25 protein-coding genes and 2 pseudogenes are annotated in these 24020 nt (G+C 71.7%); 9 read left to right on the top strand and 18 right to left on the bottom strand.

Annotation, left to right across the window (positions count from 1 at the left end; all coding sequences use genetic code 11):
* Positions 1-287: 287 nt before the first annotated feature.
* From AB0J10_RS17610 to AB0J10_RS17600, 3 genes and pseudogenes are all read right to left on the bottom strand, one after another.
* Positions 288-609, bottom strand: a pseudogene (locus AB0J10_RS17610) (DNA-3-methyladenine glycosylase); the annotation flags it as partial.
* Positions 610-671: 62 nt separating this feature from the next.
* Positions 672-1283, bottom strand: a complete 612-nt coding sequence (locus AB0J10_RS17605; RefSeq protein WP_363062458.1) for a DNA-3-methyladenine glycosylase — start codon at positions 1281-1283, stop codon at positions 672-674.
* Between the two features lie 17 nt (positions 1284-1300).
* Positions 1301-1555, bottom strand: a pseudogene (locus AB0J10_RS17600) (DNA-3-methyladenine glycosylase); the annotation flags it as partial.
* Between the two features lie 85 nt (positions 1556-1640).
* Between AB0J10_RS17600 and AB0J10_RS17595 the strand changes: the two are divergent.
* The 3 genes from AB0J10_RS17595 to AB0J10_RS17585 all read left to right on the top strand — a co-directional run bounded on the left by AB0J10_RS17595 (position 1641) and on the right by AB0J10_RS17585 (position 3743).
* The gene (locus tag AB0J10_RS17595; protein WP_363062456.1) at positions 1641-2423 is read left to right on the top strand and encodes a sporulation protein; all 783 of its coding nucleotides are present in this window, start codon (positions 1641-1643) and stop codon (positions 2421-2423) included.
* A 67-nt stretch (positions 2424-2490) separates the two neighbouring features.
* Positions 2491-3024, top strand: coding sequence for a YbhB/YbcL family Raf kinase inhibitor-like protein (locus AB0J10_RS17590; protein ID WP_363062454.1), 534 nt, complete (start codon positions 2491-2493; stop codon positions 3022-3024).
* Between the two features lie 173 nt (positions 3025-3197).
* Positions 3198-3743, top strand: coding sequence for an HNH endonuclease (locus tag AB0J10_RS17585; protein WP_363062452.1), 546 nt, complete (start codon positions 3198-3200; stop codon positions 3741-3743).
* Between the two features lie 114 nt (positions 3744-3857).
* Here the strand turns inward: AB0J10_RS17585 and AB0J10_RS17580 are convergent, their stop codons facing one another.
* From AB0J10_RS17580 to AB0J10_RS17565, 4 genes are all read right to left on the bottom strand, one after another.
* Complete coding sequence (locus AB0J10_RS17580; protein WP_363062450.1) at positions 3858-4628, bottom strand: sulfite exporter TauE/SafE family protein; 771 nt, start codon at positions 4626-4628, stop codon at positions 3858-3860.
* 86 nt (positions 4629-4714) lie between these two features.
* Complete coding sequence (locus tag AB0J10_RS17575) at positions 4715-5698, bottom strand: SPFH domain-containing protein (protein WP_363062448.1); 984 nt, start codon at positions 5696-5698, stop codon at positions 4715-4717.
* Positions 5699-5813: 115 nt separating this feature from the next.
* The gene (locus AB0J10_RS17570; RefSeq protein WP_363062446.1) at positions 5814-6242 is read right to left on the bottom strand and encodes an NfeD family protein; all 429 of its coding nucleotides are present in this window, start codon (positions 6240-6242) and stop codon (positions 5814-5816) included.
* Positions 6243-6302: 60 nt separating this feature from the next.
* Positions 6303-7094 (bottom strand): ABC transporter ATP-binding protein, encoded by a 792-nt coding sequence (locus AB0J10_RS17565; RefSeq protein WP_363062444.1) that lies wholly within the window; start codon positions 7092-7094, stop codon positions 6303-6305.
* Between the two features lie 127 nt (positions 7095-7221).
* Between AB0J10_RS17565 and AB0J10_RS17560 the strand changes: the two genes are divergently transcribed.
* Positions 7222-8019 (top strand): hypothetical protein, encoded by a 798-nt coding sequence (locus tag AB0J10_RS17560; RefSeq protein WP_363062442.1) that lies wholly within the window; start codon positions 7222-7224, stop codon positions 8017-8019.
* Between the two features lie 368 nt (positions 8020-8387).
* Here the strand turns inward: AB0J10_RS17560 and AB0J10_RS17555 are convergent, their stop codons facing one another.
* From AB0J10_RS17555 to AB0J10_RS17545, 3 genes are all read right to left on the bottom strand, one after another.
* Complete coding sequence (locus tag AB0J10_RS17555; protein WP_363062440.1) at positions 8388-8630, bottom strand: chaplin; 243 nt, start codon at positions 8628-8630, stop codon at positions 8388-8390.
* Positions 8631-8814: 184 nt separating this feature from the next.
* Complete coding sequence (locus tag AB0J10_RS17550; protein WP_363062472.1) at positions 8815-9444, bottom strand: response regulator transcription factor; 630 nt, start codon at positions 9442-9444, stop codon at positions 8815-8817.
* A gap of 58 nt (positions 9445-9502) precedes the next feature.
* A complete protein-coding gene (locus AB0J10_RS17545) occupies positions 9503-10648 on the bottom strand; it encodes a GAF domain-containing sensor histidine kinase (protein WP_363062438.1) in 1146 nt (381 codons plus the stop codon).
* A 186-nt stretch (positions 10649-10834) separates the two neighbouring features.
* Between AB0J10_RS17545 and AB0J10_RS17540 the strand changes: the two genes are divergently transcribed.
* The 3 genes from AB0J10_RS17540 to AB0J10_RS17530 all read left to right on the top strand — a co-directional run bounded on the left by AB0J10_RS17540 (position 10835) and on the right by AB0J10_RS17530 (position 13670).
* On the top strand, positions 10835-11533 hold the full coding sequence (locus AB0J10_RS17540) for an SDR family oxidoreductase (protein WP_363062436.1): 699 nt from the start codon (positions 10835-10837) through the stop codon (positions 11531-11533).
* Entirely contained in the window at positions 11530-12642 is a 1113-nt protein-coding gene (locus AB0J10_RS17535) for an S-adenosylmethionine:tRNA ribosyltransferase-isomerase (protein ID WP_363062434.1), read from the top strand. Before AB0J10_RS17540 ends, AB0J10_RS17535 begins: the two co-directional genes overlap by 4 nt.
* A 278-nt stretch (positions 12643-12920) precedes the next feature.
* Positions 12921-13670: a transglycosylase SLT domain-containing protein gene (locus AB0J10_RS17530; RefSeq protein WP_363062432.1), complete on the top strand. Its 750-nt coding sequence runs from the start codon at positions 12921-12923 to the stop codon at positions 13668-13670.
* 104 nt (positions 13671-13774) lie between these two features.
* Here AB0J10_RS17530 and AB0J10_RS17525 read toward each other — a convergent pair whose 3' ends face one another.
* Positions 13775-16324 (bottom strand): FHA domain-containing protein, encoded by a 2550-nt coding sequence (locus AB0J10_RS17525; RefSeq protein WP_363062430.1) that lies wholly within the window; start codon positions 16322-16324, stop codon positions 13775-13777.
* Positions 16325-17004: 680 nt separating this feature from the next.
* On the opposite strand from AB0J10_RS17525, the gene serB reads away from it, so the two are divergent.
* Entirely contained in the window at positions 17005-18219 is a 1215-nt protein-coding gene (serB, locus tag AB0J10_RS17520) for a phosphoserine phosphatase SerB (protein WP_363062428.1), read from the top strand.
* A gap of 135 nt (positions 18220-18354) precedes the next feature.
* On the opposite strand, the gene AB0J10_RS17515 is transcribed toward serB, so the two are convergent.
* The 4 genes from AB0J10_RS17515 to AB0J10_RS17500 form a co-directional block, all read right to left on the bottom strand.
* On the bottom strand, positions 18355-18873 hold the full coding sequence (locus AB0J10_RS17515; protein ID WP_363062426.1) for a histidine phosphatase family protein: 519 nt from the start codon (positions 18871-18873) through the stop codon (positions 18355-18357).
* A 109-nt stretch (positions 18874-18982) separates the two neighbouring features.
* Positions 18983-19198: a hypothetical protein gene (locus AB0J10_RS17510; protein WP_363062424.1), complete on the bottom strand. Its 216-nt coding sequence runs from the start codon at positions 19196-19198 to the stop codon at positions 18983-18985.
* Positions 19199-19467: 269 nt separating this feature from the next.
* Positions 19468-19584, bottom strand: a complete 117-nt coding sequence (locus tag AB0J10_RS17505) for an SGM_5486 family transporter-associated protein (RefSeq protein ID WP_267905275.1) — start codon at positions 19582-19584, stop codon at positions 19468-19470.
* A 4-nt stretch (positions 19585-19588) separates the two neighbouring features.
* Entirely contained in the window at positions 19589-20950 is a 1362-nt protein-coding gene (locus tag AB0J10_RS17500; RefSeq protein ID WP_363062422.1) for an MFS transporter, read from the bottom strand.
* 131 nt (positions 20951-21081) lie between these two features.
* Here AB0J10_RS17500 and AB0J10_RS17495 point away from each other — a divergent pair, with 131 nt between their 5' ends.
* Complete coding sequence (locus tag AB0J10_RS17495) at positions 21082-21756, top strand: FadR/GntR family transcriptional regulator (RefSeq protein WP_363062420.1); 675 nt, start codon at positions 21082-21084, stop codon at positions 21754-21756.
* 156 nt (positions 21757-21912) lie between these two features.
* On the opposite strand, the gene AB0J10_RS17490 is transcribed toward AB0J10_RS17495, so the two are convergent.
* The 3 genes from AB0J10_RS17490 to fabG form a co-directional block, all read right to left on the bottom strand.
* Positions 21913-22260 (bottom strand): hypothetical protein, encoded by a 348-nt coding sequence (locus tag AB0J10_RS17490; protein ID WP_363062418.1) that lies wholly within the window; start codon positions 22258-22260, stop codon positions 21913-21915.
* A gap of 201 nt (positions 22261-22461) precedes the next feature.
* Positions 22462-23232, bottom strand: a complete 771-nt coding sequence (fabI, locus tag AB0J10_RS17485) for an enoyl-ACP reductase FabI (protein WP_363062416.1) — start codon at positions 23230-23232, stop codon at positions 22462-22464.
* Positions 23233-23236: 4 nt separating this feature from the next.
* Positions 23237-23956, bottom strand: coding sequence for a 3-oxoacyl-[acyl-carrier-protein] reductase (fabG, locus tag AB0J10_RS17480; RefSeq protein WP_363062414.1), 720 nt, complete (start codon positions 23954-23956; stop codon positions 23237-23239).
* Positions 23957-24020 lie beyond the last annotated feature (64 nt).

Genomic DNA, 24020 nt, shown 5'->3' with positions numbered 1-24020 from the left:
GCGCTTCCCTTCGGTGTTTCCAACCCTACCAGATCCGATTTCCGTTCCGTTCCCGGTTCGGAATTCATTTCCAGTGGCCGTTGGAGGGCCTTTCGCCTTTCGGCGTGCTCACTACGTTAACCGATTCTCCCGGCGACTCATAATCGAGGCGATCGAGGCGAATTTCGGCATGCCGAAAACGCACCCGCTGGGGTTCTCGTAGGTAGTGGATGGCCGCTTCGGGGGCTGTAGAACAGCAGTCCCTGTTCATGCGGCTCGGGCTACGTTAGGCGTCTCGCGACGCCGAGTCAAGTCGCCCTACGGTGTGGTGAGTGGGGCCGGTACGGACTCACTGTGGGGTCGCCGTCGATCCAGTGCGCCAAGGGTGAGTTGCTCCGTCCCCGCCGACGCCGGTGCGCGGCCCGTTCCGTACCTGGTCGCGGACGGGCGGGGTGCCCAGGAGGACGGTGAGCGGCGCGGGGACCCGTTCACGCCGGAGCAGACGTCCGCGCCGTCGAGGGTCCTGTCGATGCCGAGGGCCGTCGCCGGCCGGGCCGGGCCTTCGGCCAGTTCTCTGCTGTTGCGGGCCGGGAGTCGGCGTTGGAAGGCGAGGTCCTCGCCGGCTCGGATCACGGCACATGTGCAACTCCGCACCGAGCCACCTGCGGGCCGTCAGCAAGGCGCACAGCGGCTCAGGCTTCGGTGGTCGGTCTGGCTCGCGGGCTCAGCCGGTAGGCCGTTACCGTCGGATCACCGGCGAGGTAGAACCGGTGTTGCCAGTCGTGAGCCTTGCTCACGCCTACCCGAGGGCCGGCCTGGATGAGCGCGGTGGTCACCGGCTCGCCCTCGGACAGCACGACCGAGGTACCCGTCAGGAGGTCTGCGGCGTTGTGCTCCGCCGTGATGCCGAGTGCCTGGCACAAGTTTCCCGGGCCTCGGGCGAGCCGGGCGCTCTCGACCCTCTCCCCTCGTCGCTTGCGGGCCAGGTCCTCCCCCGCGACGACCCTGCCTGCCCGGATGAGGACGGCCGAGGCGGTGCCGTCCGTCCCGGTGACGACGTTGGCGCACCAGTGGAGGCCGTGGGACCGGTAGACGTACAGGTGTCCCGCGGGTCCGAACATGACCGCGTTACGGGGTGTCCGGCCTCGGTAGGCGTGGGAAGCCGGGTCCGCCGCGCCGGAGTACGCCTCGGTCTCCGTGATGGCGATGCTCACCGTTCCCTCCGGGGTCTTGCAGGTGAGTAGGCTCCCGAGCAGCTTGGGGGCGACTTCTTCGGCAGGGTGGGCGAGGACATCGACGTTCATGCTGACCGCCTTGACGTGCCGTAGGTGAAGTAGACGTACGCACGTCCGGGCGGCCCGAACATGACTCCGTTGCGGGCGGTGCGGCCGCGGAGGGCACGCGAGCCGGGGTCGGCCTCCCCCGCGTATGCCTCCACCTCGGTGAGCCGGAGCTCGATGGCGCCGTCCTCGGTGCGGCGCACCAGCGTCCGGCCGAGGAGATCGGGGGCGACCTCCAGGGCGGGCCGGTCGAAGAAGTCCCGGGACAGCGGCGTACGGTCGGGGCTCTCGATCATGCCGTACGAGGGTACTCGTCCCGTCGGGGGAACCGGCTACCGTCGTCGCGCGTATGTAGAGGTCAGTACACAGGAGGGATGGAACATGGGCTTCAAGAAGCTGCTCGCGAGCCTGGGGGCCGGCGGGGCGTCGGTCGAGACGGTGCTCACCGAGGACAACGTCGTGCCGGGCGGAGTCGTCCAGGGCGAGGTGCGCATCCAGGGCGGCTCGGTCAACCAGCAGATCGAGGGGCTGTCCGTCGGGCTGCAGGCGCGGGTCGAGGTCGAGGGCGGCGACCAGGAGGTCAAGCAGGACGTCGAGTTCGTCAAGCAGCGGCTCGGGGGCGCCTTCGAGGTTCAGGCCGGCGCGGTGCACGTGGTGCCGTTCGGGCTGGAGATCCCCTGGGAGACCCCGGTCACGACGATCGCCGGACAGCGGCTGCGCGGCATGGACATCGGTGTGACGACGGAGCTGGAGATCGCCCGCGCCGTGGACTCGGGCGACCTGGACCCGATCAACGTGCACCCGCTGCCGGCGCAGCAGGCGGTCCTGGACGCGTTCATCCAACTGGGCTTCCGTTTCAAGAGCGCGGACATGGAGCGCGGGCACATCCGCGGGACGCGCCAGCGGCTGCCCTTCTACCAGGAGATCGAGTTCTTCGCGCCGCAGCAGTACCGGGGGCTGAACCAGGTCGAGGTCACGTTCGTCGCCGACGACCGCGAGATGGACGTGGTCCTGGAGATGGACAAGAAGCCGGGGCTGTTCAGCGAGGGCAGTGACTCGTACCGGGCGTTCACGGTGGACCTGCACGACTTCCAGCGGACGGACTACGCCGGGTACCTCAACCAGTGGCTCGCAGAGGTCGGCGGCCGTCGTAACTGGCTGTAGGGCTCTAGGCTCGGTGCCGTAAGCGCGCGAGCGTAAGCGCAGCACTCCCGATTACGGAGGTTCAGACGTGTCCGAGGCGAAGAGAGCTCCGCTGCCTCATGACTTCCACCCGCAGGTGCCGTCGTTCACTGTGACGAGTACCGACGTCGAGGACGGCGGCGTCCTGAGCGACGCCCAGGTCCACTCGGCGGGCAACACATCCCCGCAGCTGCGGTGGGAGGGCTTCCCGGCGGGGACGAAGAGCTTCGCCGTGACGTGCTTCGACCCCGATGCCCCGACGGGCAGCGGGTTCTGGCACTGGGTCCTGTTCGACATCCCGGCGTCGGTGACCGAGTTGCCGGCCGGTGCGGGCGGCGGGAAGTTCGAGGGTCTGCCCGAGGGCGCCGTCCACGTCCGCAACGACTACGGGACGAAGGACTTCGGCGGAGCCGCGCCGCCGCCCGGTGACGGTCCGCACCGCTATGTGTTCACCGTGTACGCGGTGGACTCCGAGAAGCTGGGCCCGGGTGACGACGTGTCTCCTGCCGTCGTGGGCTTCAATCTGCGGTTCCACACGCTGGCGCGGGCGCAGCTGATCGGCGAGTACGAGAACCGCGGCTAGCCACTACCGGAGTTCGCCTGTTGTTTGCCCGCTCCTGGTCTTGGAGAGATCAGGAGCGGGCATCTTTCGTTTGCGCGGATATTGCGTTGTCCATCGCGGCGTGCCCGGCCAGAGTTGATCCCAGCCCAGAGCCCGCCACTAGGGCCGGGCCGGCACACGGGAGGTGGGGCACAATGCGGGACACGCTGGTACTGAATGCGAGCTTCGAGCCGCTTTCGACGGTGACGCTCAACCGTGCGGTGGTGCTGGTGCTTCAGGACAAGGCCGTGGTCGAGCAGGCCCACCCCGCGCTCCGTGTGCGTGCGGCCGCGGTGGAACTACCGGTGCCGCGGGTGATCAGGCTCTGCAGATACGTACGGGTGCCGTTCCGAAGACAGGCGCCGTGGTCGAGACGGGGTGTGCTGGTGCGGGACCAGCACCGGTGCGCCTACTGCGGGAAGCGGGCGACGACCGTGGACCACGTGGTGCCGCGGTCCCGGGGTGGTGCTGACAGCTGGCTGAACACGGTCGCGTCGTGCGCGGAGGACAATCACCGCAAGGCGGACCGTACGCCGGAGCAGGCCGGGATGCCTCTGCTGCACGAGCCGTTCGTGCCGACGCCGGCGGACGCCATGCTGCTCGCGCTGCGGGCGGGAGAGCGGTCGTCACTGCCGGAGTGGCTCGGGCAGCACGGCGGCGGGTACGCGGGTGAGCAGCCCGCGGTGCGTTCGGCGGCCTGAACCGGCGGGCGCCCGCGCTGTGTCCCGCAGTGCCGGTGAGTCGTGGATGTACGTGGAGGCCCGCTCCCTCGTGGGGCGGGCCTTTCGTGTGCCGTGGGTGCGGGAGTCGGGCCGTCACCGCAGGACGAGCTGGACGATGGCGGCCGATCCCACGAGCACGATGAAGGTCCGCAGCACCACGGGTGAGAGCCTGCGGCCGATCCTGGCGCCGATCTGGCCGCCGATGGCGGAGCCGACCGCGATGAGCAGGACGGCGGTCCAGTCGAAGTGGGCGACGAAGAGGAAGAACAGCGCGGCCACGGTGTTGACGATCGCGGCGAGCACGTTCTTCGTGGCGTTGAGCCGCTGCAGGCTGTCGTCGAGCAACATGCCCATGACGGACAGGTAGATGATCCCCTGGGCCGCGGTGAAGTAGCCGCCGTAGACGCTGGCGAGCATCAGGGCGGTGAAGAGGAGCGGTCCTCCGTCGGGGTGCGGTGCGCCGGTGCCGCGGCGTTCGCGGCGGCGCTGGACGCCGGCGGAGATCCGGGGCTGGAGGACGACGAGGACGAGGGCGAGCGCCACGAGGACCGGGACGATGGTCTCGAAGGCCGTCGGGGGCAGCAGGAGCAGGAGCATGGCGCCGGCGAGTCCGCCGATGAGGGCGGCGAGGCCGAGACGGACGATGCGGCGCTTCTGGCCGGTGAGTTCGGCGCGGTACCCGATGGCTCCGCTGATCGACCCCGGTATCAGGCCGAGGGCGTTCGAGACGGTCGCGGTGACGGGCGGGAGTCCGGTGGCCAGCAGGACCGGGAAGGTGATGAGGGTTCCCGAGCCGACGATCGTGTTGATCGTGCCCGCTGCCGTGCCGGCCACGAAGATCGCGACCGCTTCCCAGACGGACAAGGCCATCTCCTCACATGGTCGGTGCGTCGCCTCCCCGCCGTCGAGGTCGAGGGGCCGCACCGATCATGCACGACCGGGTGGTGGTGTCAGTCGATCGGGGGCTGCTCGCGTCGCTCCGTGCCACCGCTCTGGCGGGGGATCCCGGAGTTCCCGCCGTTGTTCCCGCCCGCGTTGTTGCCGCCGTTGCCGGACAGGGGTCCGCCGAAGCTGCCGATGGCGCCGGAGAGGCCCTTGAGCGCGTCACCGATCTCACTGGGCACGATCCAGAGCTTGTTGGCGTCGCCCTCGGCGATCTTCGGGAGCATCTGGAGGTACTGGTACGAGAGCAGCTTCTGGTCGGGGTCGCCGGCGTGGATGGACTCGAAGACCGTGCGGATCGCCTGGGCCTCGCCCTCGGCGCGCAGGGCCGCGGCCTTGGCCTCGCCCTCGGCGCGGAGGATGGCGGACTGCTTCTCGCCCTCGGCCGTGAGGATCTGGGACTGGCGGATGCCCTCGGCGGTGAGGATGGCGGCGCGCTTGTCGCGATCGGCGCGCATCTGCTTCTCCATCGAGTCCTGGATGGAGGTCGGGGGCTCGATGGCCTTGAGTTCGACGCGGTTGACGCGGATGCCCCACTTGCCGGTGGCCTCGTCGAGGACGCCGCGGAGGGCGGCGTTGATCTCCTCGCGGGAGGTGAGGGTGCGCTCGAGGTCCATGCCGCCGATGATGTTGCGCAGGGTGGTGACGGTGAGCTGCTCGATCGCCTGGATGTAGCTGGCCACTTCGTAGGTCGCGGCGCGGGCGTCGGTCACCTGGTAGTAGATGACGGTGTCGATGTTGACGACGAGGTTGTCCTGGGTGATCACCGGCTGGGGCGGGAAAGGGACGACCTGTTCACGGAGGTCGATCCGGTTGCGGATCGAGTCGATGAAGGGGACGACGATGTTCAGCCCGGCGTTGAGGGTGCGCGTGTAGCGGCCGAACCGCTCGACGATGGCGGCACTTGCCTGCGGGATGACCTGGATCGTCTTGATCAGGGCGATGAAGACAAGCACCACCAGAATGACCAGAACGATGATGATCGATGGCATCGTGCTTCCCGTGCCCTTCGCTGCCGGATGAGTCTCTGATGATCGAGTTTCCCAGACCGCGGCCGGTCGTGAGTGAGGTTCCGTCACATGATCATGACGAACCGTCACCCGTATGTCACATCACCACGGCCGTCGCACCGTCGATCTCGGCCACGTCCACCTGCTCCCCCGGTTCGAAGACCCGGGAGGCGTCGAGGGCCCGGGCCGACCAGATCTCGCCGGCGAGCTTGATGCGGCCGCCGTCGCCGTCGACCCGTTCCAGCACGACGGCCTGACGGCCCCTCAGGGCGTCGATTCCGGTGGCGAGTCGGGGTCGCTGAGCGCCCTGACGCGCCGCGATGGGGCGTACGACGGCGATGAGCGCGACCGAGACGGCGGCGAACACCACCACTTGCGCGACCACGCCGAATCCGAGACCCGCGGTGACGGCTCCGGCGACCGCACCGACGGAGAGCATGCCGAGTTCGGGCATGGCGGTGATCACGAGGGGGATCCCCAGGCCGACCGCTGCGACGAGCCACCACACCCATGCGTCGATGTCCACAGGGGCATGGTAGGGCGGCGAACGCCGCCCCGACAGGGTGCGATCGGGAAGCGGCGGCGGTCAGGCGAGCGGCAGGCCCTGGGCCGTCCAGCGCTCACCGTTGCGCTCGACGACGAGCGGGAGGCCGAAGCAGAGGGAGAGGTTGCGGGAGGTGAGTTCGGTCTCCATCGGGCCCGCGGCGAGCACCTTGCCCTGACGGATCATCAGGACATGGGTGAAGCCGGGCGCGATCTCCTCGACATGGTGGGTCACCATGATCATGGAGGGTGCGTACGGGTCGCGGGCGAGCCTGCCGAGGCGGCGCACCAGGTCCTCGCGACCGCCCAGGTCGAGGCCGGCGGCGGGCTCGTCGAGGAGGAGCAGTTCGGGGTCGGTCATCATCGCGCGGGCGATGAGGGTGCGCTTGCGCTCGCCCTCCGAGAGGGTGCCGAACTTGCGCTCCAGGTAGTCGGACATGCCGAGGCGGTCCAGGAAGGCGCGGGCGCGCTGCTCGTCGACGGCGTCGTAGTCCTCGTGCCAGGAGGCGGTCATGCCGTAGGCGGCGGTGAGGACGGTCTGCAGGACCGTCTGGCGCTTGGGCAGCTTCTCGGCCATGGCGATGCCGGCCATGCCGATGCGGGGGCGGAGCTCGAAGACGTCGACCCCGCCGAGCCGGTCGCCGAGGACGGTGGCGGTGCCGGTGGTGGGGAACATATAGCTGGAGGCGATGTTGAGGAGCGTGGTCTTGCCGGCGCCGTTCGGGCCGAGGATCACCCAGCGCTCGCCCTCCTTGACCGACCAGGAGACGTCGTCCACCAGAGCACGTCCGTCGCGGACCACGGATACGTCCACCAGCTCCAGTACATCGCTCATGAGCGCGTTGTCTCCCCATGCAGTCGTCGAGTCTCGGGCCCTGCGCGCCTGTGGGCGCGGCTCCCCGGTTAAACCTACGCCACCCGCCCTGTGCTCCCGCCCCGGGTCCGGTACCTAGGCTGGGTCCATGCTCTCGGAACCACGCTCAGGACGCCTGGCCGCTTGGGGGAATGCCCTTCTGGCCGGACTTGTATCACCCGATGACGCCGTGACCGCGATTGTCGGGGACGACGCGGTGCACCGCGTGGAAGGACTCCCCGGCGAGGACGGTCCGGTCGGCCTCACGCTCGGGCTGGGACGGCTGCGTACCGCCGGGGCGCGGGGGTTCCGGGTGGCCCTGCCAGCGCCGGGGCACCCGCTGGGCCTGAGCGGACCGCCGGAGTTCAACGCGCGGGCACTGGAGGCGGAGGAGGCGGTCCTCTGCCACGGTGCCGGCTACGGCCTGGTGCCCGAGGTGCACGAGGCGGGGCCGGACGGCGATGTGCACGTCGAGGTCGTCTGGCGCTGTCTGCCGGTGCGGGAGGCCCCGCCCGCCGATGTCCCCTCCCTCGGCGAGGCGGAACGGGAACTCGCGGAGGGGCTTCGGGAGGCGACGGAGGTGCTGTCGCGGCTGGACGTGGCGGCTTCCGGGCCGGCGGCCGAGGCCGCGCTTGACGCGTACCGGGCGCGGGCCGAGGCGAGGTCGGCCCGCGAGGTGCTGGCGCCCGGGTATCCGGCCCGGGCGGTGCGCGTCCTGGAGCTGGCGCGGCGGATCGGGCTCCTGCTGTCGCTGGCCTACGAGAACGGCCACGGCGGGGCGATGAGCGCGTCGGAGATGGCGGCCCGCGGGGCGGCGCTGCGGCCGGTGGAGCGCGTGGCGCGGCGCGCGCAGGTGGCGGCGTACAACGCGTACGTGGAGGGCCAGGAGCGCCGCGCGGGTCTCTGACGGGAGCGGGTCCCGCTCCCGGAGCGGGTCACGACGGTCCGGCACGGATCGCCGTGTGCGCCGGGCGGGGGCTGGGTCCCGCCTCGCGGGCCCGGCGTCGCCGTGGGTGCCAGGGCGCGGTCGGACCGAGGGCGAGTGCCGGAGGCGCCGCCGCGGTGGGGGCCGCGCTCGCGCCGCCCGCCGTCGGACGGCGGCGCCGCCCCGGACCGCACCCACCACGCCGGCGCGGACGGCACGGGCCGTCGTACTGCGCCCCCGCCGACGCCCGGCTCGATGAGGGTCTGCGCGACGCCACCGGGGACGCCGGCGGACCCCGGGACGGGCCGGGGTCCGCTCGGTGCCGCCGGGCCGCGGGCCTGGCGGCTCGTTCAGCCGTTGATGCCCGTGTTGCCGAAGGCCGGGTTCAGGGCGCCGATGACGTTGGCCGTGTTGCCGACGGCGTTGACCGGGATGTGGACCGGCGCCTGAATCAGGTTGCCGGAGCCGACGCCCGGGGAGTGCGTGGCGTGGCCGTCCGCGTGCGCGCTGGTGGCGGACGCGACACCGGCGCCGGCGGCGACGATTCCGCCGGCGACCATGGAGACGGCGAGGGCCTTCTTCAGGTTCTTCACTTCAGGATCCTCCTAGGCGTCACCACGGCGGGACCGCCGCGGCTCGCCCTGGAGAACGCCCGGAGCACGCCGGGGATACGCCGTGTGGGCGACATACACACGACGGTATGAACCTCATACCGGAGGGAACCGATCCGCTTCCGTGTCCTGACGACCTGCCGAAACGTTCCGAGCGGCGCGGAGGTCAACCGGAGAGCCCGTGCCGCACGGCCCAGAGCGCCGCCTGGGTGCGGTCCGCGAGGTCGAGCTTCATCAGGATGTTCGACACATGGGTCTTGACGGTCTTCTCCGAGAGGACCAGCGCCCGGGCGATCTCCCGGTTGGAGCGGCCGTCGGCGATCAGGCCCAGTACCTCCCGCTCCCGCTCGGTCAGCGAAGTGCCCCTCCCCTGTCCGCCGCCCGGCTCGTCCTGGGCGAGGAGCGCTCCCGCCACCTCCGGCTGGAGCAGCACATGGCCCGCGTGCACGGAGCGGATCGCCGCGGCCAGCGCGTCGGGGTCGACGTCCTTGTAGACATAGCCGGAGGCACCGGCGCGCAGTGCGGGGACGACCGTGCGCCGTTCGGTGAAGCTCGTGACGACCAGGACCTTCGCGGTGTTGTCGAGCGCGCGCAGCTTGCGCAGGGCCTCGATGCCGTCGGTGCCGGGCATCCGTACGTCCATCAGCACGACATCGGGCCGCAGTTCCCCGGCACGGGCGACTCCTTCCTCCCCGTCGCCCGCCTCGCCCACGACCTCGATGTCGTCCTGCACCTCGAGGAAGGTGCGCAGACCGCGACGGACCACCTGGTGGTCGTCCACCAGGAGCACACGGATCGACCGCCCCTCCCCCGGCTCCCCGCCGGCGGGTCGCTCCGCGCGCCCGCTTCCCCTCTCAGCCACCGGGAACCTCCATCTCGACCGTGGTGCCCTTGCCGGGCGCCGATTCCACCGTGAGTGTCCCGCCGACTCCGCTCGCCCGGTCGCGCATGGAGACCAGGCCGAGGTGACGGCCGGCCCTGCGGACCGCCTCGGGCTCGAAGCCCCCGCCGTCGTCGGTGACGCTGAGGACCGCGCCCTGGCCGCGCCGGGTGAGGCTGACCGCGACCCGGGGCGCGCCGGAGTGCCGCAGCGCGTTGTGGAGGGCCTCCTGGGCGACCCTCAGCAGGGCCTCCTCCTGGGCGGCGGGCAGGGCGCGGACCCCGCAGGTTTCGAAGGTGACGTGTGCGGTGTGGGCGCGGTCGAGGACCTGGATCTGGGTACGGAGCGTGTCGACCAGGCCGTCCTCGTCCAGGGCAGCGGGGCGCAGTTCGACGACCGCAGCGCGGAGCTCGTCCGCGGCCTCTGCCGCGAGCGCGGCAACCTGCTGCAGCTCGCCCTTGGCCCGCGCCGGGTCGGGGTCCACGAGGCGGGCCGCGGCCTGCGCGGTCAGCCGGAGGGAGAACAGCTTCTGGCTGACGGCGTCGTGGAGCTCGTGCGCGAGGCGGGAGCGCTCCTCGGCGATGGTGAGTTCGCGGCTGCGCTCGTACAGCCGGGCGTTGGTGAGGGCGATGGCGGCGTGCTGGGCGAGGATCGACAGCAGTTCCTCGTCCGCCTCCGTGAATCCGCAGCCCCCGTCGGGCTTGGGGCACCGCTTGTTGGCGAGGAACAGCGCGCCGATCGTCTCGTCGCCGTCCTTGATGGGCAGACCCAGGAAGTCGGCCATTTCCGGGTGGGCGGCGGGCCAGCCCTCGAAGCGGGGGTCCTTCCGCACGTCCGCGAGCCGCTCCGTCCTCGCGTCCCTCAGCATCGCGGCGAGGACGCCGTGCTGGCGCGGGAGCGGTCCGATCGCCCGCCACTGTTCGTCGCTGACGCCGTCGACCACGAACTGGGCGAAGCCCCCGTGGTCGTCGGGCACACCGAGCGCCGCGTACTCCGCGTCGAGCAGCTCGCGGGCCGAGGCCACGATCGTCTTGAGGACGTCGCGGACCTCGAGATGCCTGCTCATGGCGAGCAGCGCGGTGCTGACGGCGGCCAGGCCGGATCTCGGTCGATGGCTCATGGGATCACCGTACCGGGGTGCGGTGACGGTGCGTATCGGCCTGTGGACGGCCGCGGACCCGGTCCCGGGGCCTAGGTCGAAGTGCCCTGCGCGGTACGGGCGCGGGGACGAGGCGACGGGCCCCGGCGCGGGGACAGCCTTGGCCACGTCCGGAACGGCATCGCACTGCAAGAGGGGACGGACGTCATGCCTGTCGCGATCATCACGGGAGCCTCGAAGGGGCTCGGGCACGCACTGGGGGCCGCGCTCGCGCGGCGCGGCTGGGATCTGGTGCTGGACGCGCGGACGGCGCCGGTTCTGGAGGCGTCGGCGGAGGAGCTGCGCCGGTACGGGACGAGGGTGAGGGCACTGCCCGGGGACGTCACGGACGCCCGGCACCGCGCCGAGCTGGTGGCCGCGGCCCGTGCGCTGGGCGGTTCCCTCGATCTGCTGGTGAGCAATGCCGGCGCGCTCGGCTCGGAGCCGCTGGTGCGGCTGGAGGAGCTGCCGCTGGAGGGGCTGCGGGTGGCTCTGGAGACCAATGTGGTGGCGGCGCTGGGGCTGGTGCAGGAGGCGCTGCCGCTGCTGCGGGCCGGTGGGCCGGGCGCGGTGGTCGCGGTGTCGTCGGACGCGGCGACCGGGGCCTACGGGACGTGGGGCGGCTACGGGGCGTCGAAGGCGGCCCTCGACCGGCTGGTGGCGGTGCTCGCTGTCGAGGAGCCCGAGCTGCGGGTGTGGGCGGTCGACCCCGGCGACATGAGCACGGATCTGTACGCGGCGGCGGTGCCGGACGACGACGCCCCGAGGCCGGCGCCCGGCGAGGTGGTGCCGGGCTTCCTGCGGCTGCTGGACGAGCGCCCGGCGAGCGGGCGGTACGCCGCGCCGGCGCTGGTGGCCGGCCGGTGAACGTGCTGGAGACACTGCGGGTGCCGGACGGGCTGTCGGCCCGGGTCCCGGCGGAGGAGCGCGGGGACGGGCGGGACGACGTACGGCTGATGGTGTCGCGGGGTACGGACGTGGCGCACCACGCGTTCCGTGAGCTGCCGGGGCTGCTGCAGGCCGGGGACGTCCTGGTGGTGAACACCTCCGCGACCCTGCCGGCGGCCGTGAACGCGCGGCTGGGCGGGGAGCGGCTGGTCGTCCACTTCTCCACACGCGCGGACCGGGAACGCTCCGGGACGGCGTCCGGTGGCGGGGGGCTGTGGGCGGTGGAGCTGCGGTCACCGGACGGGGCGGGCAGCACGCTGCCGCGGGCGGGAGGACCCGCGGGCGCGCGGATACGGCTCCCCGGGGGCGGAGTGCTCGTGCCGCAGGAGCCGCTGGTGGAGGGCTCGCCCCGGCTGTGGTGGGCCGCGGTGTCGGTGGACGTGCCGGAGCTGATGGCGCGGTACGGCAGGCCGATCCGGTACGGGTACACCGAGCGGGACCAGCCCCTGTCCGCGTATCAGACGGTGTTCGCGCTGCCCGCGCCGGACGGGGCGGGCTCGGCGGAGATGCCGAGCGCGGCGCGGCCCTTCACGGAGCCGCTGGTGGCGGAGCTTGCGCGGCGCGGGGTGCTTTTCGCCCCGGTCACGCTGCACACGGGGGTGGCCTCGTCGGAGGCGCACGAGCCGCCGTACCCGGAGCGCTTCGAGGTACCGGCGGCCACGGCGTGGCTGGTGAACGCGGCCCGTGCTCGCCGCCGGGCCGGTGGCGGCGGGCGGATCGTGGCGGTGGGGACGACCGCGGTGCGGGCGCTGGAGTCGGCGACGGGACCGGACGGGACGGTGCGTCCCGCGGCGGGCTGGACGGATCTCGTCGTCACCCCCGCGCGGGGGGTGCGCGCGGTGGAGGGCCTGCTGACGGGCCTGCACGAGCCGGCGGCCTCGCATCTGCTGATGCTGGCGGCGGTCGCCGGGCGTGAGGCGCTGAGCAGGAGCTACACCGAGGCGGTACGGCGTCTCTACCTCTGGCACGAGTTCGGGGACGTCCACCTCGTCCTTCCGGACCAGGACACTCACCGAGTGCATTGCTGAAGCAACGGATCGTGAGCGCTGCGATGGCGGGATGTGAGCCCGCACATAGGACGCACATCACTTACGAAGCGCGCTAGTGGATACATAAAGGACATGTGAGCAGGCCATGGTGAGCGACTTGTCCGATTTTGGGGGTTCCCGGTCCACTACCCAGGATCGTATGTCACACCTTTGCCACAGCATTTTGCGGCCGCTAAGAATTGCGTCCGTCGCCGCCGAGCAGGCGCTGCGCCGCCCCGGCCGAAGCGACTCCCGCTATTCGAAGAGGTACGTCTCGCATGTCCGCGTCCCGCACCCCCGGCCCCCGCCGTATGTCCAAGACCCACAAGTTCTCGATTGCCGGTGTGGCCGCCGTTGGCGCCTCCGCCCTCGCGTTCTCGCTCGTCCCGGGCAACGCCGTCGCCGGTACCGAGACGCAGGCCGCGCCCGCCTCCGAGGTCGCCTGGTCGGCGACCGTCGACACCGCGAAGGCCACCGCGCTGCAGACCAGCATCGCCGAGCAGAACGCCTTCACCGCCGCCCAGGCCAAGGCCGCCGCCCAGGCGAAGACCCAGGCCGCCGCGAACGCCAAGGCCGCCGCCGCCAAGGCCCGGGCCGCCGCCCAGGCGAAGGCGAAGGCCGTCGCCGCCGCCAAGGCCGAGGCCGCCGCCAAGAAGCGCGCCGTCGAGCAGGCCGCCAGCCGCGCCGCCGCCCGCAAGCCCGTCTACGCGAACAACCTGGACGGCTGGATCCGCGAGGCCCTGGACATCATGAAGAAGCACAACATCCCGGGCACCTACCACGGCATTTACAAGAACGTGATGCGCGAGTCCAGCGGCAACCCGCGCGCGATCAACAACTGGGACATCAACGCCGTCAACGGCGTCCCGTCGAAGGGCCTGCTGCAGGTCATCAAGCCGACCTTCGACGCCTACCACGTCCCCGGCACCGCCAAGGACCAGTACGACCCGGTCGCCAACATCGTCGCCGCCTGCAACTACGCGGCCGACCGCTACGGCACGATCGACAACGTCAACAGCGCCTACTGACGGACGCGGCGAGCAGGACACACATGCGCCGGAGGGCGGCACCCCGTGCGGGTGCCGCCCTCCGGCGTCGTCCGTACCACCCGGCGGACGGGCGGAGGGAGCCGCTACTTGCGCATGACCTCCGGCTCGTGGCGGCGCAGGAAGCGGGCCACGAAGAAACCGCACAGTGCGCCGAGCGCCAGCAGGGCGGCCATGTCCAGGCCCCAGGCGCCGACCTCGTGGTCCCAGAGAGGGTCCGTGTTGCCGGGGTCGTCCTGGTTGGGGCTGATCCTGTTGAAGTCCAGGGTGGCGCCGGCCGCGGCGACCGCCCAGCGGGACGGCATCAGGTACGAGAACTCGTTCACGCCCACGGTGCCGTTCAGGGTGAACAGACAGCCGGTGAAGACGACCTGGACGATCGCGAACATCACCAGCAGGGGCATGGTCTTCTCGGCGGTCTTCACCAGCGCCGAGATGATCAGGCCGAACATCATCGAGGTGAACCCGAGCGCCATGATCGGCAGCGAGAGCTCCAGCAGGGTGGCCGAACCCAGGACCAGGCCCTCCTCCGGGATCTCCCGGCTGGAGAAGCCGATGACGCCGACCAGCGCACCCTGGAACACCGTGATCATGCCGAGGACGATCACCTTGGACATCAGGTAGGCGGAGCGCGACAGACCGGTCGCCCGCTCCCGCTCGTAGATCACCCGTTCCTTGATCAACTCGCGCACCGAGTTGGCCGCACCGGCGAAACAGGCGCCGACCGCGAGGATCAGCAGCACGGTCGTCGCCGTGCCGTTCGGGATGATCCTCCCGCTCTGCGAGTTGACCCCGTTGGGCAGCAGGCCCTTGTCCGGGTCGATCAGCAGGCTCACCGCGCCGAGGACGGCGGGCAGGACCACCATCAGCGCGAGGAAGCCCCGGTCGGAGGCGATGACCGAGACATAGCGCCGGACCAGCGTGCCGAGCTGGGAGAACCAGCCCTGCGGCTTCGGCGGTCTGATCGCCTGCGGCGGCGGCATGTGCACCGACTGCGGGGCGACGGCGTCGATGTCCGCGGCGTACATCTGGTAGTGCTGCGAGCCCTTCCAGCGGCCCGCCCAGTCGTAGTCGCGGTAGTTCTCGAAGGCGGAGAACACATCGGCCCAGGTGTCGTAGCCGAAGAAGTTCAGTGCCTCCTCGGGCGGGCCGAAGTAGGCCACCGAGCCACCGGGGGCCATCACCAGCAGCTTGTCGCACAGCGCCAGCTCGGCCACCGAGTGCGTGACGACGAGGACGGTGCGCCCGTCGTCGGCGAGGCCGCGCAGCAGCTGCATGACATCGCGGTCCATGCCCGGGTCGAGGCCGGAGGTCGGCTCGTCCAGGAAGATCAGCGACGGCTTGGTCAGCAGCTCCAGGGCGACGGAGACGCGCTTGCGCTGGCCGCCGGAGAGGGAGGTGACCTTCTTGTCCTTGTGGATGTCGAGCTTGAGCTCGCGCAGCACCTCGTCGATGCGGGCCTCGCGCTCGGCCGCCGTGGTGTCCGCCGGAAAACGCAGCTTGGCCGCGTACGTGAGCGCCTTCTTGACGGTCAGCTCCTTGTGCAGGATGTCGTCCTGCGGGACCAGACCGATGCGCTGACGCAGCTCGGCGAACTGCTTGTAGAGGTTCCGGTTGTCGTAGAGCACATCGCCCTCGTTGGCCGGGCGGTAGCCCGTGAGCGCCTTGAGGAGGGTCGACTTTCCGGAGCCGGAGGGGCCGATGACCGCGATGAGGGACTTCTCCGGGACTCCGAAGGAGACGTCCTTGAGGATCTGCTTGCCACCGTCGACCGTGACCGTCAGGTGGCGCGCGGAGAAGGAGACCTCACCGGTGTCGACGAACTCCTCGAGGCGGTCGCCGACGAGCCGGAACGTCGAGTGACCGACACCGACGGTGTCGTTCGGGCCGATGAGCGCGGTGCCTGACTTGGCGAGCGGCTGTCCGTTGACGTACGTGCCGTTGTGCGACCCCAGGTCGCGGATCTCGAAACGGCCGTCGGGCGTCGCGTGGAACTCGGCGTGGTGGCGGGAGACCTGGAGGTCGGAGACGACCAGGTCGTTCTCCAGCGCGCGGCCGATGCGCATCACACGGCCCAGGGACAGCTGGTGGAACGTGGTGGGGCTGCGGTCGCCGTGGACCGGCGGGGCCCCCGCGGCGCCGCCGGGCGTCTTCTGGACGTAGTGGTCGCGCGGGCCCTGCTGGTGCGGCACCTGGGCGGCGGCCGGCTGCTGCCACTGCTGCTGGGCCTGGGCCTGGGACGCCTGCTGCTGGGCCCAGCCCTGCCGGGCGGGCGCCTGCGGAGCCGACTGGGCCTGGGCGGCCTGCTGCGACACGGCTCCCCGCTCGCTGTACCCGCCGGCTTCGGTGCCGGACAGGCTCAACCGCGGGCCGTCGGTGGCGTTGCCGAGGTGCACCGCGGAGCCGGGGCCGAGCTCCATGTGGTGGATGCGCCGGCCCTGCACATACGTGCCGTTGGTGCTGCCGTGGTCCTCGATGGCCCAACCCCGGCCGCCCCAGCTGATCGTGGCGTGGCGCCACGACACCCTGGCGTCGTCGATCACCACGTCACCCTGGGGATCCCGGCCCAGGGTGTACGACCTGGACGGATCGAGGGTCCAGGTCCTTCCGTTCAATTCCAGTACGAGTTCCGGCACTCCATGCCCCACTAGTTGTCCCCCGAGCTACCCCCGCCAACGGGAGTCCAGGGATGGCGAACATCGTGAGGAACTATTCCAGGCACGGTCGTGTATCCGAAAGTCGGGCCGCGCGCCGACGGCCACCGCCGTTCCGCCCGTGCGCCGTTGAGGGTGGGGGAAAAGGCCCGGAGCGTGGTATGCGCCCACGAGTACCCACGGATCGGGCGGGAACGTGGCAAGTCGGAACGGAGCGGGGCCGGCGCCGGCGGACTCCGGGCGACGAGGCATGCGGGGCCGGCGGATGCACGGGGGCGTCACGGGGTGCCCGGGCGCGGGTCGCCGACGGGAACCGCGGCACCCCGAGGACCGGGGCACGGAGTGCCCGCCGAAGCGCGTGGCGCACCGGCGGTCCGGCGCACGGGACGGCCCGAGTGGTGGCGCACCACGGTCCGGCGCACGGGGCCGCGGGGCCGGGCTGCTCCGCGCGGGGTGCGAGGGAGCCCCGTCCTCGGCCCCGGCGGGCGCGGTCCCGCCCCCCGCCGGGCGCGCGGTCACCGCTCGTCCGTGCGACCCGTTCGGCTCCGTCGGCCCTGCGGCAACCCAGGCGCCACCTGCACGTAGCCTGGGAGGGCCGCAGCTGTCCGGTACGCGGGACGGGGCGGCGCCCGGCACGGAGTGCCCGATACGGTGGGAGCACCATGAGCGCATCGCAGCCCCCGCAGACGCCCGACGTCCCCACTCTGCTGGTGAAGATCTTCGGGAAGGACCGTCCCGGTATCACGGCCGGTCTCTTCGACACCCTTGCCGCCTTCTCGGTCGACGTGGTCGACATCGAGCAGGTCGTCACGCGGGGGCGCATCACCCTCTGCGCACTCGTCACCGAGCCGACCTCCGGCACCGAGGGCGAACTGCGGGCCACCGTGCACAGCTGGGCCGAGTCACTGAGACTGCAGGCCGAGATCATCTCGGGCCTCGGGGACAACCGGCCCCGGGGCAGCGGACGTTCGCATGTGACCGTGCTCGGGCATCCGCTGACCGCGGAGTCCACGGCCGCCATAGCGGCCAGGATCACCGGCACGGGCGGCAACATCGACCGTATTCACCGGCTCGCCAAGTACCCGGTCACCGCCGTGGAGTTCGCGGTGTCGGGCTGCGAGACGGAACCGCTGCGGACCGCGCTGGCGACCGAGGCGGCGGAGATCGGGGTGGACGTCGCCGTCGTCTCGGCCGGACTGCACCGCCGGGCGCAGCGCCTGGTGGTCATGGACGTCGACTCGACCCTGATCACCGACGAGGTCATCGAGCTGTTCGCCGCGCACGCGGGCTGCGAGGCGGAGGTCGCCGAGGTCACGGCGGCCGCGATGCGCGGGGAGCTGGACTTCGAGCAGTCGCTGCACGCCCGGGTCGCGCTGCTGGCGGGGCTGGACGCGTCGGTCGTGGACAAGGTGCGCACGGAGGTGCGGCTCACCCCGGGTGCGCGCACCCTGATCCGTACGCTGAAGCGGCTCGGCTTCCAAGTGGGCGTGGTCTCCGGCGGGTTCACCCAGGTCACGGACGACCTCAAGGAGCGTCTGGGTCTCGACTTCGCCTCGGCCAACACCCTGGAGATCGTGGACGGCAGACTGACCGGACGCGTCACCGGCGAGATCGTGGACCGGGCCGGCAAGGCGCGGCTGCTGCGGCGCTTCGCGGCGGAGGCCGGGGTGCCGCTCGCCCAGACCGTGGCGATCGGCGACGGCGCGAACGACCTGGACATGCTGAACGCGGCCGGGCTCGGCGTCGCCTTCAACGCCAAGCCCGTGGTGCGCAGGGCCGCCGACACGGCCGTCAACGTGCCCTTTCTGGACACGGTGCTGTATCTGCTCGGGATCACCCGCGAAGAGGTCGAGGCCGCGGACGCCCACGAGGACTGAGACCGGCCGGGACCGCCGTCGCCGACGGCCCCCTCCGAGGGTGCGGGCCGATCGAGGGTCGACACCGGTGGCAGGGGGGACGGGCTCCGGTGCGCCGAGCGCGCACCGGAGCGGTTTCCCGGCGGCGTGCCCGGGTCAGTCGTGCGGGGCCCAGTAGTCGACGAGAGTGCCCACGCCGTGCTCGACGGACTTCCAGGAACCGGAGAAGCCGACCACGGCGAACGCCGCGGTCGGGAAGCCGCCGCGGCTCATCCGCTGCAGGGTGTCGCCCTCCGCCGTGCCCGCGAGGGCGTCGGCGAGGGCGTGCATCCCGGGGTTGTGGCCGATGAGCAGCAGGTCGGTGACCTCGTCCGGGGTCTCGTTGAGCAGCGCGAGCAGATCGCCGAGGGATGCCTCGTAGAGCCGCTCCTCGTACACGGTCCTGGGCCGCTCGGGCAACTCCTGGACGGCGAGCTTCCAGGTCTCGCGGGTCCTCGTGGCGGTCGAGCACAGGGCCAGGTCGAAGGGGATGCCGGTGTCGGCGAGCTTGCGGCCGGCGACGGGGGCGTCGATGCGGCCCCGGTCGGCGAGCGGCCGCTCGTGGTCGGACACCTGGGGCCAGTCGGCCTTCGCATGGCGGAGTAGGACGATCCTTCGCGGTGTATCGGCGCTCATGCTCCCCAGCTTCGCATGAAATCAGCCAGCAGGCGCAGGGTGTTGAGGGGTCACCGCACGAAGCGGGAACACGTCCGCGGCGGCAGGCGGGACGGTGGTGGCGCCCGGTTCAGGGACCGCTCAGCACCAGCTGGATCCAGCCGAGGAACGCCACCGGCGAATGGGCGGCGGCCTGCGCCTGGCCCGCGCCGGTCACGAGCAGGAAGAGAGCGGAGAAGGCGATCACCGGCAGGACGAGGGCCCACCACCTGAGCCCGGTGCCGGCGCCCCACGGGCGGACGCCCACGCGCTGCTCCGGGCCGCCGGTGGTCCCCGGACCGGTCACGCTTCCCCACCGGCCGATCCCGGCCTTGCGCGGGCCGGTGCCACTGCTCCCCGCGCAGGCATCGCCACCGTCGGCCGGCGCCGGTGCGCGGTGGGGTGGCGGGGGTGCGTACGGGCCGACATGGCCGCCTCCGTGAGGTCCGAAGCCCGGCTCCTGCTGAGCTGCTTCCAACCTACGGATCATGGACCGGGCCGCCCATCCGGTGAGCCACCCACTTCCCCCTGACACTCGCCCCCTAGGGGGCGCTGGGAGAACCCCCGTCGCCGTGCTCAGGGCGAGGCGATCGAGGCGATGATTCCGATGATCACGGTGATGCCGATCATCGTGCCGAAGACGAGCAGGAGCTTCTTCTGGCCGTTCGGGGGGTTCGGGTCGAGCACAGGCATGGGGTCAGTGTCGCATCCCGGCTTCGTCCTCGATCGTGCGGTCCCGGCCCGCGAGTACACCGGCCGCCGTCTGCGGCACGATCAGCCCCGCCATCAGCGCCAGCGGCAGGCCCCAGCCACCGCTGTGCTGGTGGAGGACGCCGACGAGCAGCGGGCCGGGGATGGAGATCAGATAGCCGGTGCTCTGCGCGAAGGCCGACAGCCGGACGACCCCGGTGCCGGTGCGGGAGCGCATACCGATCATGGTGAGCGCGAGAGGGAAGGCGCAGTTGGAGATGCCGAGCAGCAGCGCCCAGGCCCAGGCACCGGTGGCGGGGGCGAGGAACAGGCCCGCGTATCCGGTCATTCCGCACAGGCCGAGCACGAGGACGATCGGGCCCTGTGTCCTCAGCCGGGCGGCGAGCCGGGGGATCACGAAGGCGAGCGGAACGCCCATGACCATGGTCAGCGCGAGCAGCACGCCCGCGGTGCCGGCCGGGACGCCGGCGTCGCGGAAGATCTGCGGCATCCAGCCCATGGTGATGTAGGCGCCGGTGGCCTGGAGGCCGAAGAAGCAGGCGAGGGCCCAGGCGGTACGGCTGCGGGCGATGCGCGGCGCGGACGCCCGGCCGGCTCCGGCGCGGTCGGGCGCGGCCTGGGCCGGCCGCCCGGCGGGCACCGGCGCGGGCGATCCGGTGGCGGGGCGGGGGTTCGGCGCGGTGGCCGCGGAGCCGCCCGTACCCCGGTCGCGGACCAGGAGGACCCACGGCAGTACGGCGGTGGCCGCGAGCGCGGCCCAGACGGCCAGGCCGGTGCGCCAACCGCCTCCCAACGCCTGGGTCATGGGCACGGTCGCGGCCGCCGCGACGGCCGTGCCGAGGGAGAGCGCCATGGAGTAGAGACCGGTGACGCTGCCGATGCGGTCCGGGAACCAGTGCTTGACGACCACCGGCATCAGCACATTGCTGACGGCGATGCCCATGAGGGCCAGCGCGCTGGCGGCGAGGAACGCCGCGGTGCCTCCGGCGAGGGGGCGGAGCGCCAGGCCCGCGGTGATGGCCGCCATCCCCGCGCAGACGACCGCGGCGGGCCCGAAGCGGCGGGCGAGCCCGGGTGCGGTGAGTCCGAAGACGGCGAAGCAGAGCGGAGGGACGGAGGTGAGCACTCCGGCCACGCTGCCGCTCATGCGGAGCCCCTCCTGGACCTCCTCCAGCAGGGCGCCGAGGCTGGTGATGGCGGGCCGGAGGTTGAGTGCGGCCAGCACGAGACCGGCGACGACGAGCCGGAGGACCCAGGCCGGCGGCTTCGCGGCGGGGGACGCGGAAGAATCGGTGGTGGTACGGACCGCCGTGGCGGCGGGGCTCAGGGTCTGGGTCTCGTCCGGCATGGCCCCATCATAGAATCATGGGATGATTGGTTGTCCAATCCCGGACGATCGCGCGAGGGCCCGGCTGCGGGAGCACCGGGGCCGTCGCGGGACGGCCGGGCCGTGGACCCTCCCCCCGGACAAGGAGCACCATGGCGCTGACCTCTCCCCGGCGGTCCGTCCTCTCGGACCAGGTCATCACCGAGCTGCGGAACCAGATCACCTCGGGCGAGTGGCCCGTGGGCTCACGGATCCCGACCGAGCCGGAGCTCGTCGAGTTGCTGGGCGTCGCCCGCAACACCGTCCGTGAGGCGGTCCGGGCGCTGGCGCACAACGGGCTGCTGGACATCCGACAGGGCTCCGGCACCTACGTGGTGGCGACGAGCGAGCTGGCCGGGGTGATGCACCGCAGATTCGCCGACGCCGATCCGCGCCACATCGCCGAGCTGCGCTCCACGCTGGAGTCCTCGGCGGCGCGGCTCGCCGCGGAACGACGCACCGCGAAGGACCTGAAGCAACTGGACGCGCTGCTGGCCAGGCGCGAGGAGGCGTGGGAGTCGGGCGACGCCGAGCGGTTCGTCACCGCCGACGCCACCTTCCATCTGGCCGTGGTCGCGGCCTCCCACAACGACGTGCTGACCGCGCTCTACGCCGACCTGGGCGATCTGCTGCGCGACTGGCTGCGGGACGACGTGGGCCGGGAGCTGCGCCCCGAGAACCACATGGACCACGGCCGGCTGCTCGAGGCGATCCGCGCCCACGACGGGGATACGGCGGCAGCGGAGGCCGCGGGCTATCCGTTCCAGTGCCTGCGCGGCGGAACGTGAACCGGTACGGGCGGGATGCACGGCACGCCCGCCCCGCGGCCGTCGCCGGGCGAGCGGCATAGTGTGCGCGGAGCCGGCCGGCCCGCCGGCCTCCACCCGGGAGGCACCGGGCCGGTCGAACGGCGTGGACGCACCGGAGGGCGCCGCCCGTACGTCTCAGCGCCGCAGATGGCTCACCCACACGCTGCGGATCTCCTTCCAGCAGCGTTCGCTGAGCGTGGCGCGGCCGGTGGGGCCGAGGTCGACGGGCCTGCTGTCCGAATCCACGTCCCACCAGCGTTCGCACTCGACATGGAGTTGCACCCGGTCGGTGTCCAGGTACGGATTGTGGCAGTGGGCCGTGGCCCTGGAGCCTTCGACGTAGACGCTGCAGGCGGCCCCGAAGGGCCGGGGCGCGGGCTCGCCCGGCGGCTCGGAGACGGCCGCCGTGGAGGCGGGCCACACCAGCACCCCGAGCACCCCGAGCACCCCGAGCACGGACGCGGATCGCCACGACGTACGCACAACCAGGACCTCCTCGGCCGTACTGCGGCTCGCGCCGCTGCTGCACCACAAGGGAGGGACTGCGACTCCAGGGTCCCCCGGCCGGACGCCGGCCCGCCCGCTGCGTTGACCCGAACGGGCGATGCCCCGGCCCCCCGCGCACAGCGGGTGACCGGGGCATCGAAGGCGACCGGGTGACAGCCGTCCGTGGGTGACGCTGCGTTATGCACCCATCATGTGCACGCCACCGTCGACGTGGATGATCTCACCCGTGGTCTTCGGGAACCAGTCGGACAGCAGGGCGACGATGCCGCGGCCGGCGGGGTCCGGGTCGGACATGTCCCACTCCAGCGGGGAGCGGTGGTTCCACACGTCCGCGAGGTCGCTGAAGCCCGGGATGGACTTCGCGGCCATCGAACCGAGCGGGCCCGCGGAGATCAGGTTGCAGCGGACGTTCTGCTTGCCCAGGTCACGGGCCACGTAGCGGGAGGTGGCCTCCAGCGCCGCCTTCGCCGGACCCATCCAGTCGTACTGCGGCCACGCGAACTGGGCGTCGAAGGTCAGACCGACCACCGAGGCACCCTCCTGCGGGAAGAGCGGCAGGCAGGCCATGGTCAGCGACTTCAGCGAGAACGCCGAGACGTGCATCGCGGTCGAGACCGACTCGAACGGCGTGTTCAGGAAGTTGCCGCCGAGCGCGTCCTGCGGGGCGAAGCCGATGGAGTGGACGACTCCGTCCAGACCGCCGAGCTCGTCGCGCACGACCTGCTCCAGACGCCCGAGGTGCTCCTCGTTGGTGACGTCGAGCTCGATGACCTTGGTGGGCTTCGGGAGCTTCCTGGCGATGCGCTCGGTCAGGGTGGGCCGGGGGAAGGCCGTCAGGATGATCTCCGCACCCTGCTCCTGGGCCAGCTTCGCGGCGTGGAAGGCGATGGAGGACTCCATCAGCACACCGGTGATGAGGATGCGCTTTCCGGCGAGGATTCCACTCATGTGATCAGTGACCCATGCCCAATCCGCCGTCAACCGGGATGACGGCTCCAGTGATGTACGAGGCGTCGTCGGAGGCGAGGAACCTCACCGCGGCGGCGATCTCCTCCGGCTGCGCGTAACGGCCGAGCGGGACCTGCGAGACGATGCCCGCGCGCTGCTCGTCGTTGAGCACCTTGGTCATGTCGGTGTCGACGAAGCCGGGCGCGACGACGTTGAAGGTGATGTTCCGCGAACCCAGCTCGCGGGCGAGGGACCGGGCGAAGCCCACCAGTCCGGCCTTGGAGGCGGCGTAGTTGGCCTGGCCGGCCGAGCCGAGCAGACCGACCACGGACGAGATCAGGACGACGCGGCCCCTCTTGGCGCGGAGCATGCCGCGGTTGGCGCGCTTCACGACGCGGAAGGTGCCGGTGAGGTTGGTGTCGAGGACGGTGACGAAGTCCTCCTCGGACATCCGCATCAGCAGCTGGTCCTTGGTGACGCCGGCGTTGGCGACGAGCACCTCCACGGGACCGTGCCTGTCCTCGATCTCCTTGTAGGCCTGCTCCACCTGTTCGGCGTCGGTGATGTCGCAGCGGACGGGCAGGCAGCCCAGCTCCACCAGCTCCGCCGGCGGCTCACCCGACCGGTACGTGATCGCGACCTTGTCTCCGGCCTCGGCGAAAGCGCGGGCGATGGCGAGGCCGATGCCCCGGTTTCCTCCGGTGACGAGAACCGAGCGGCTCAACGGATCACCCTTTCGATAGCGGTCTGACACTGCGAAAACCTATCGGTACAGCCCCCTGTGCAGG

The sequence above is a fragment of the Streptomyces sp. NPDC049887 genome (genome assembly GCF_040656535.1).
Taxonomy (GTDB): domain Bacteria; phylum Actinomycetota; class Actinomycetes; order Streptomycetales; family Streptomycetaceae; genus Streptomyces.
This window is presented reverse-complemented; position numbering and strand designations above follow the sequence as displayed.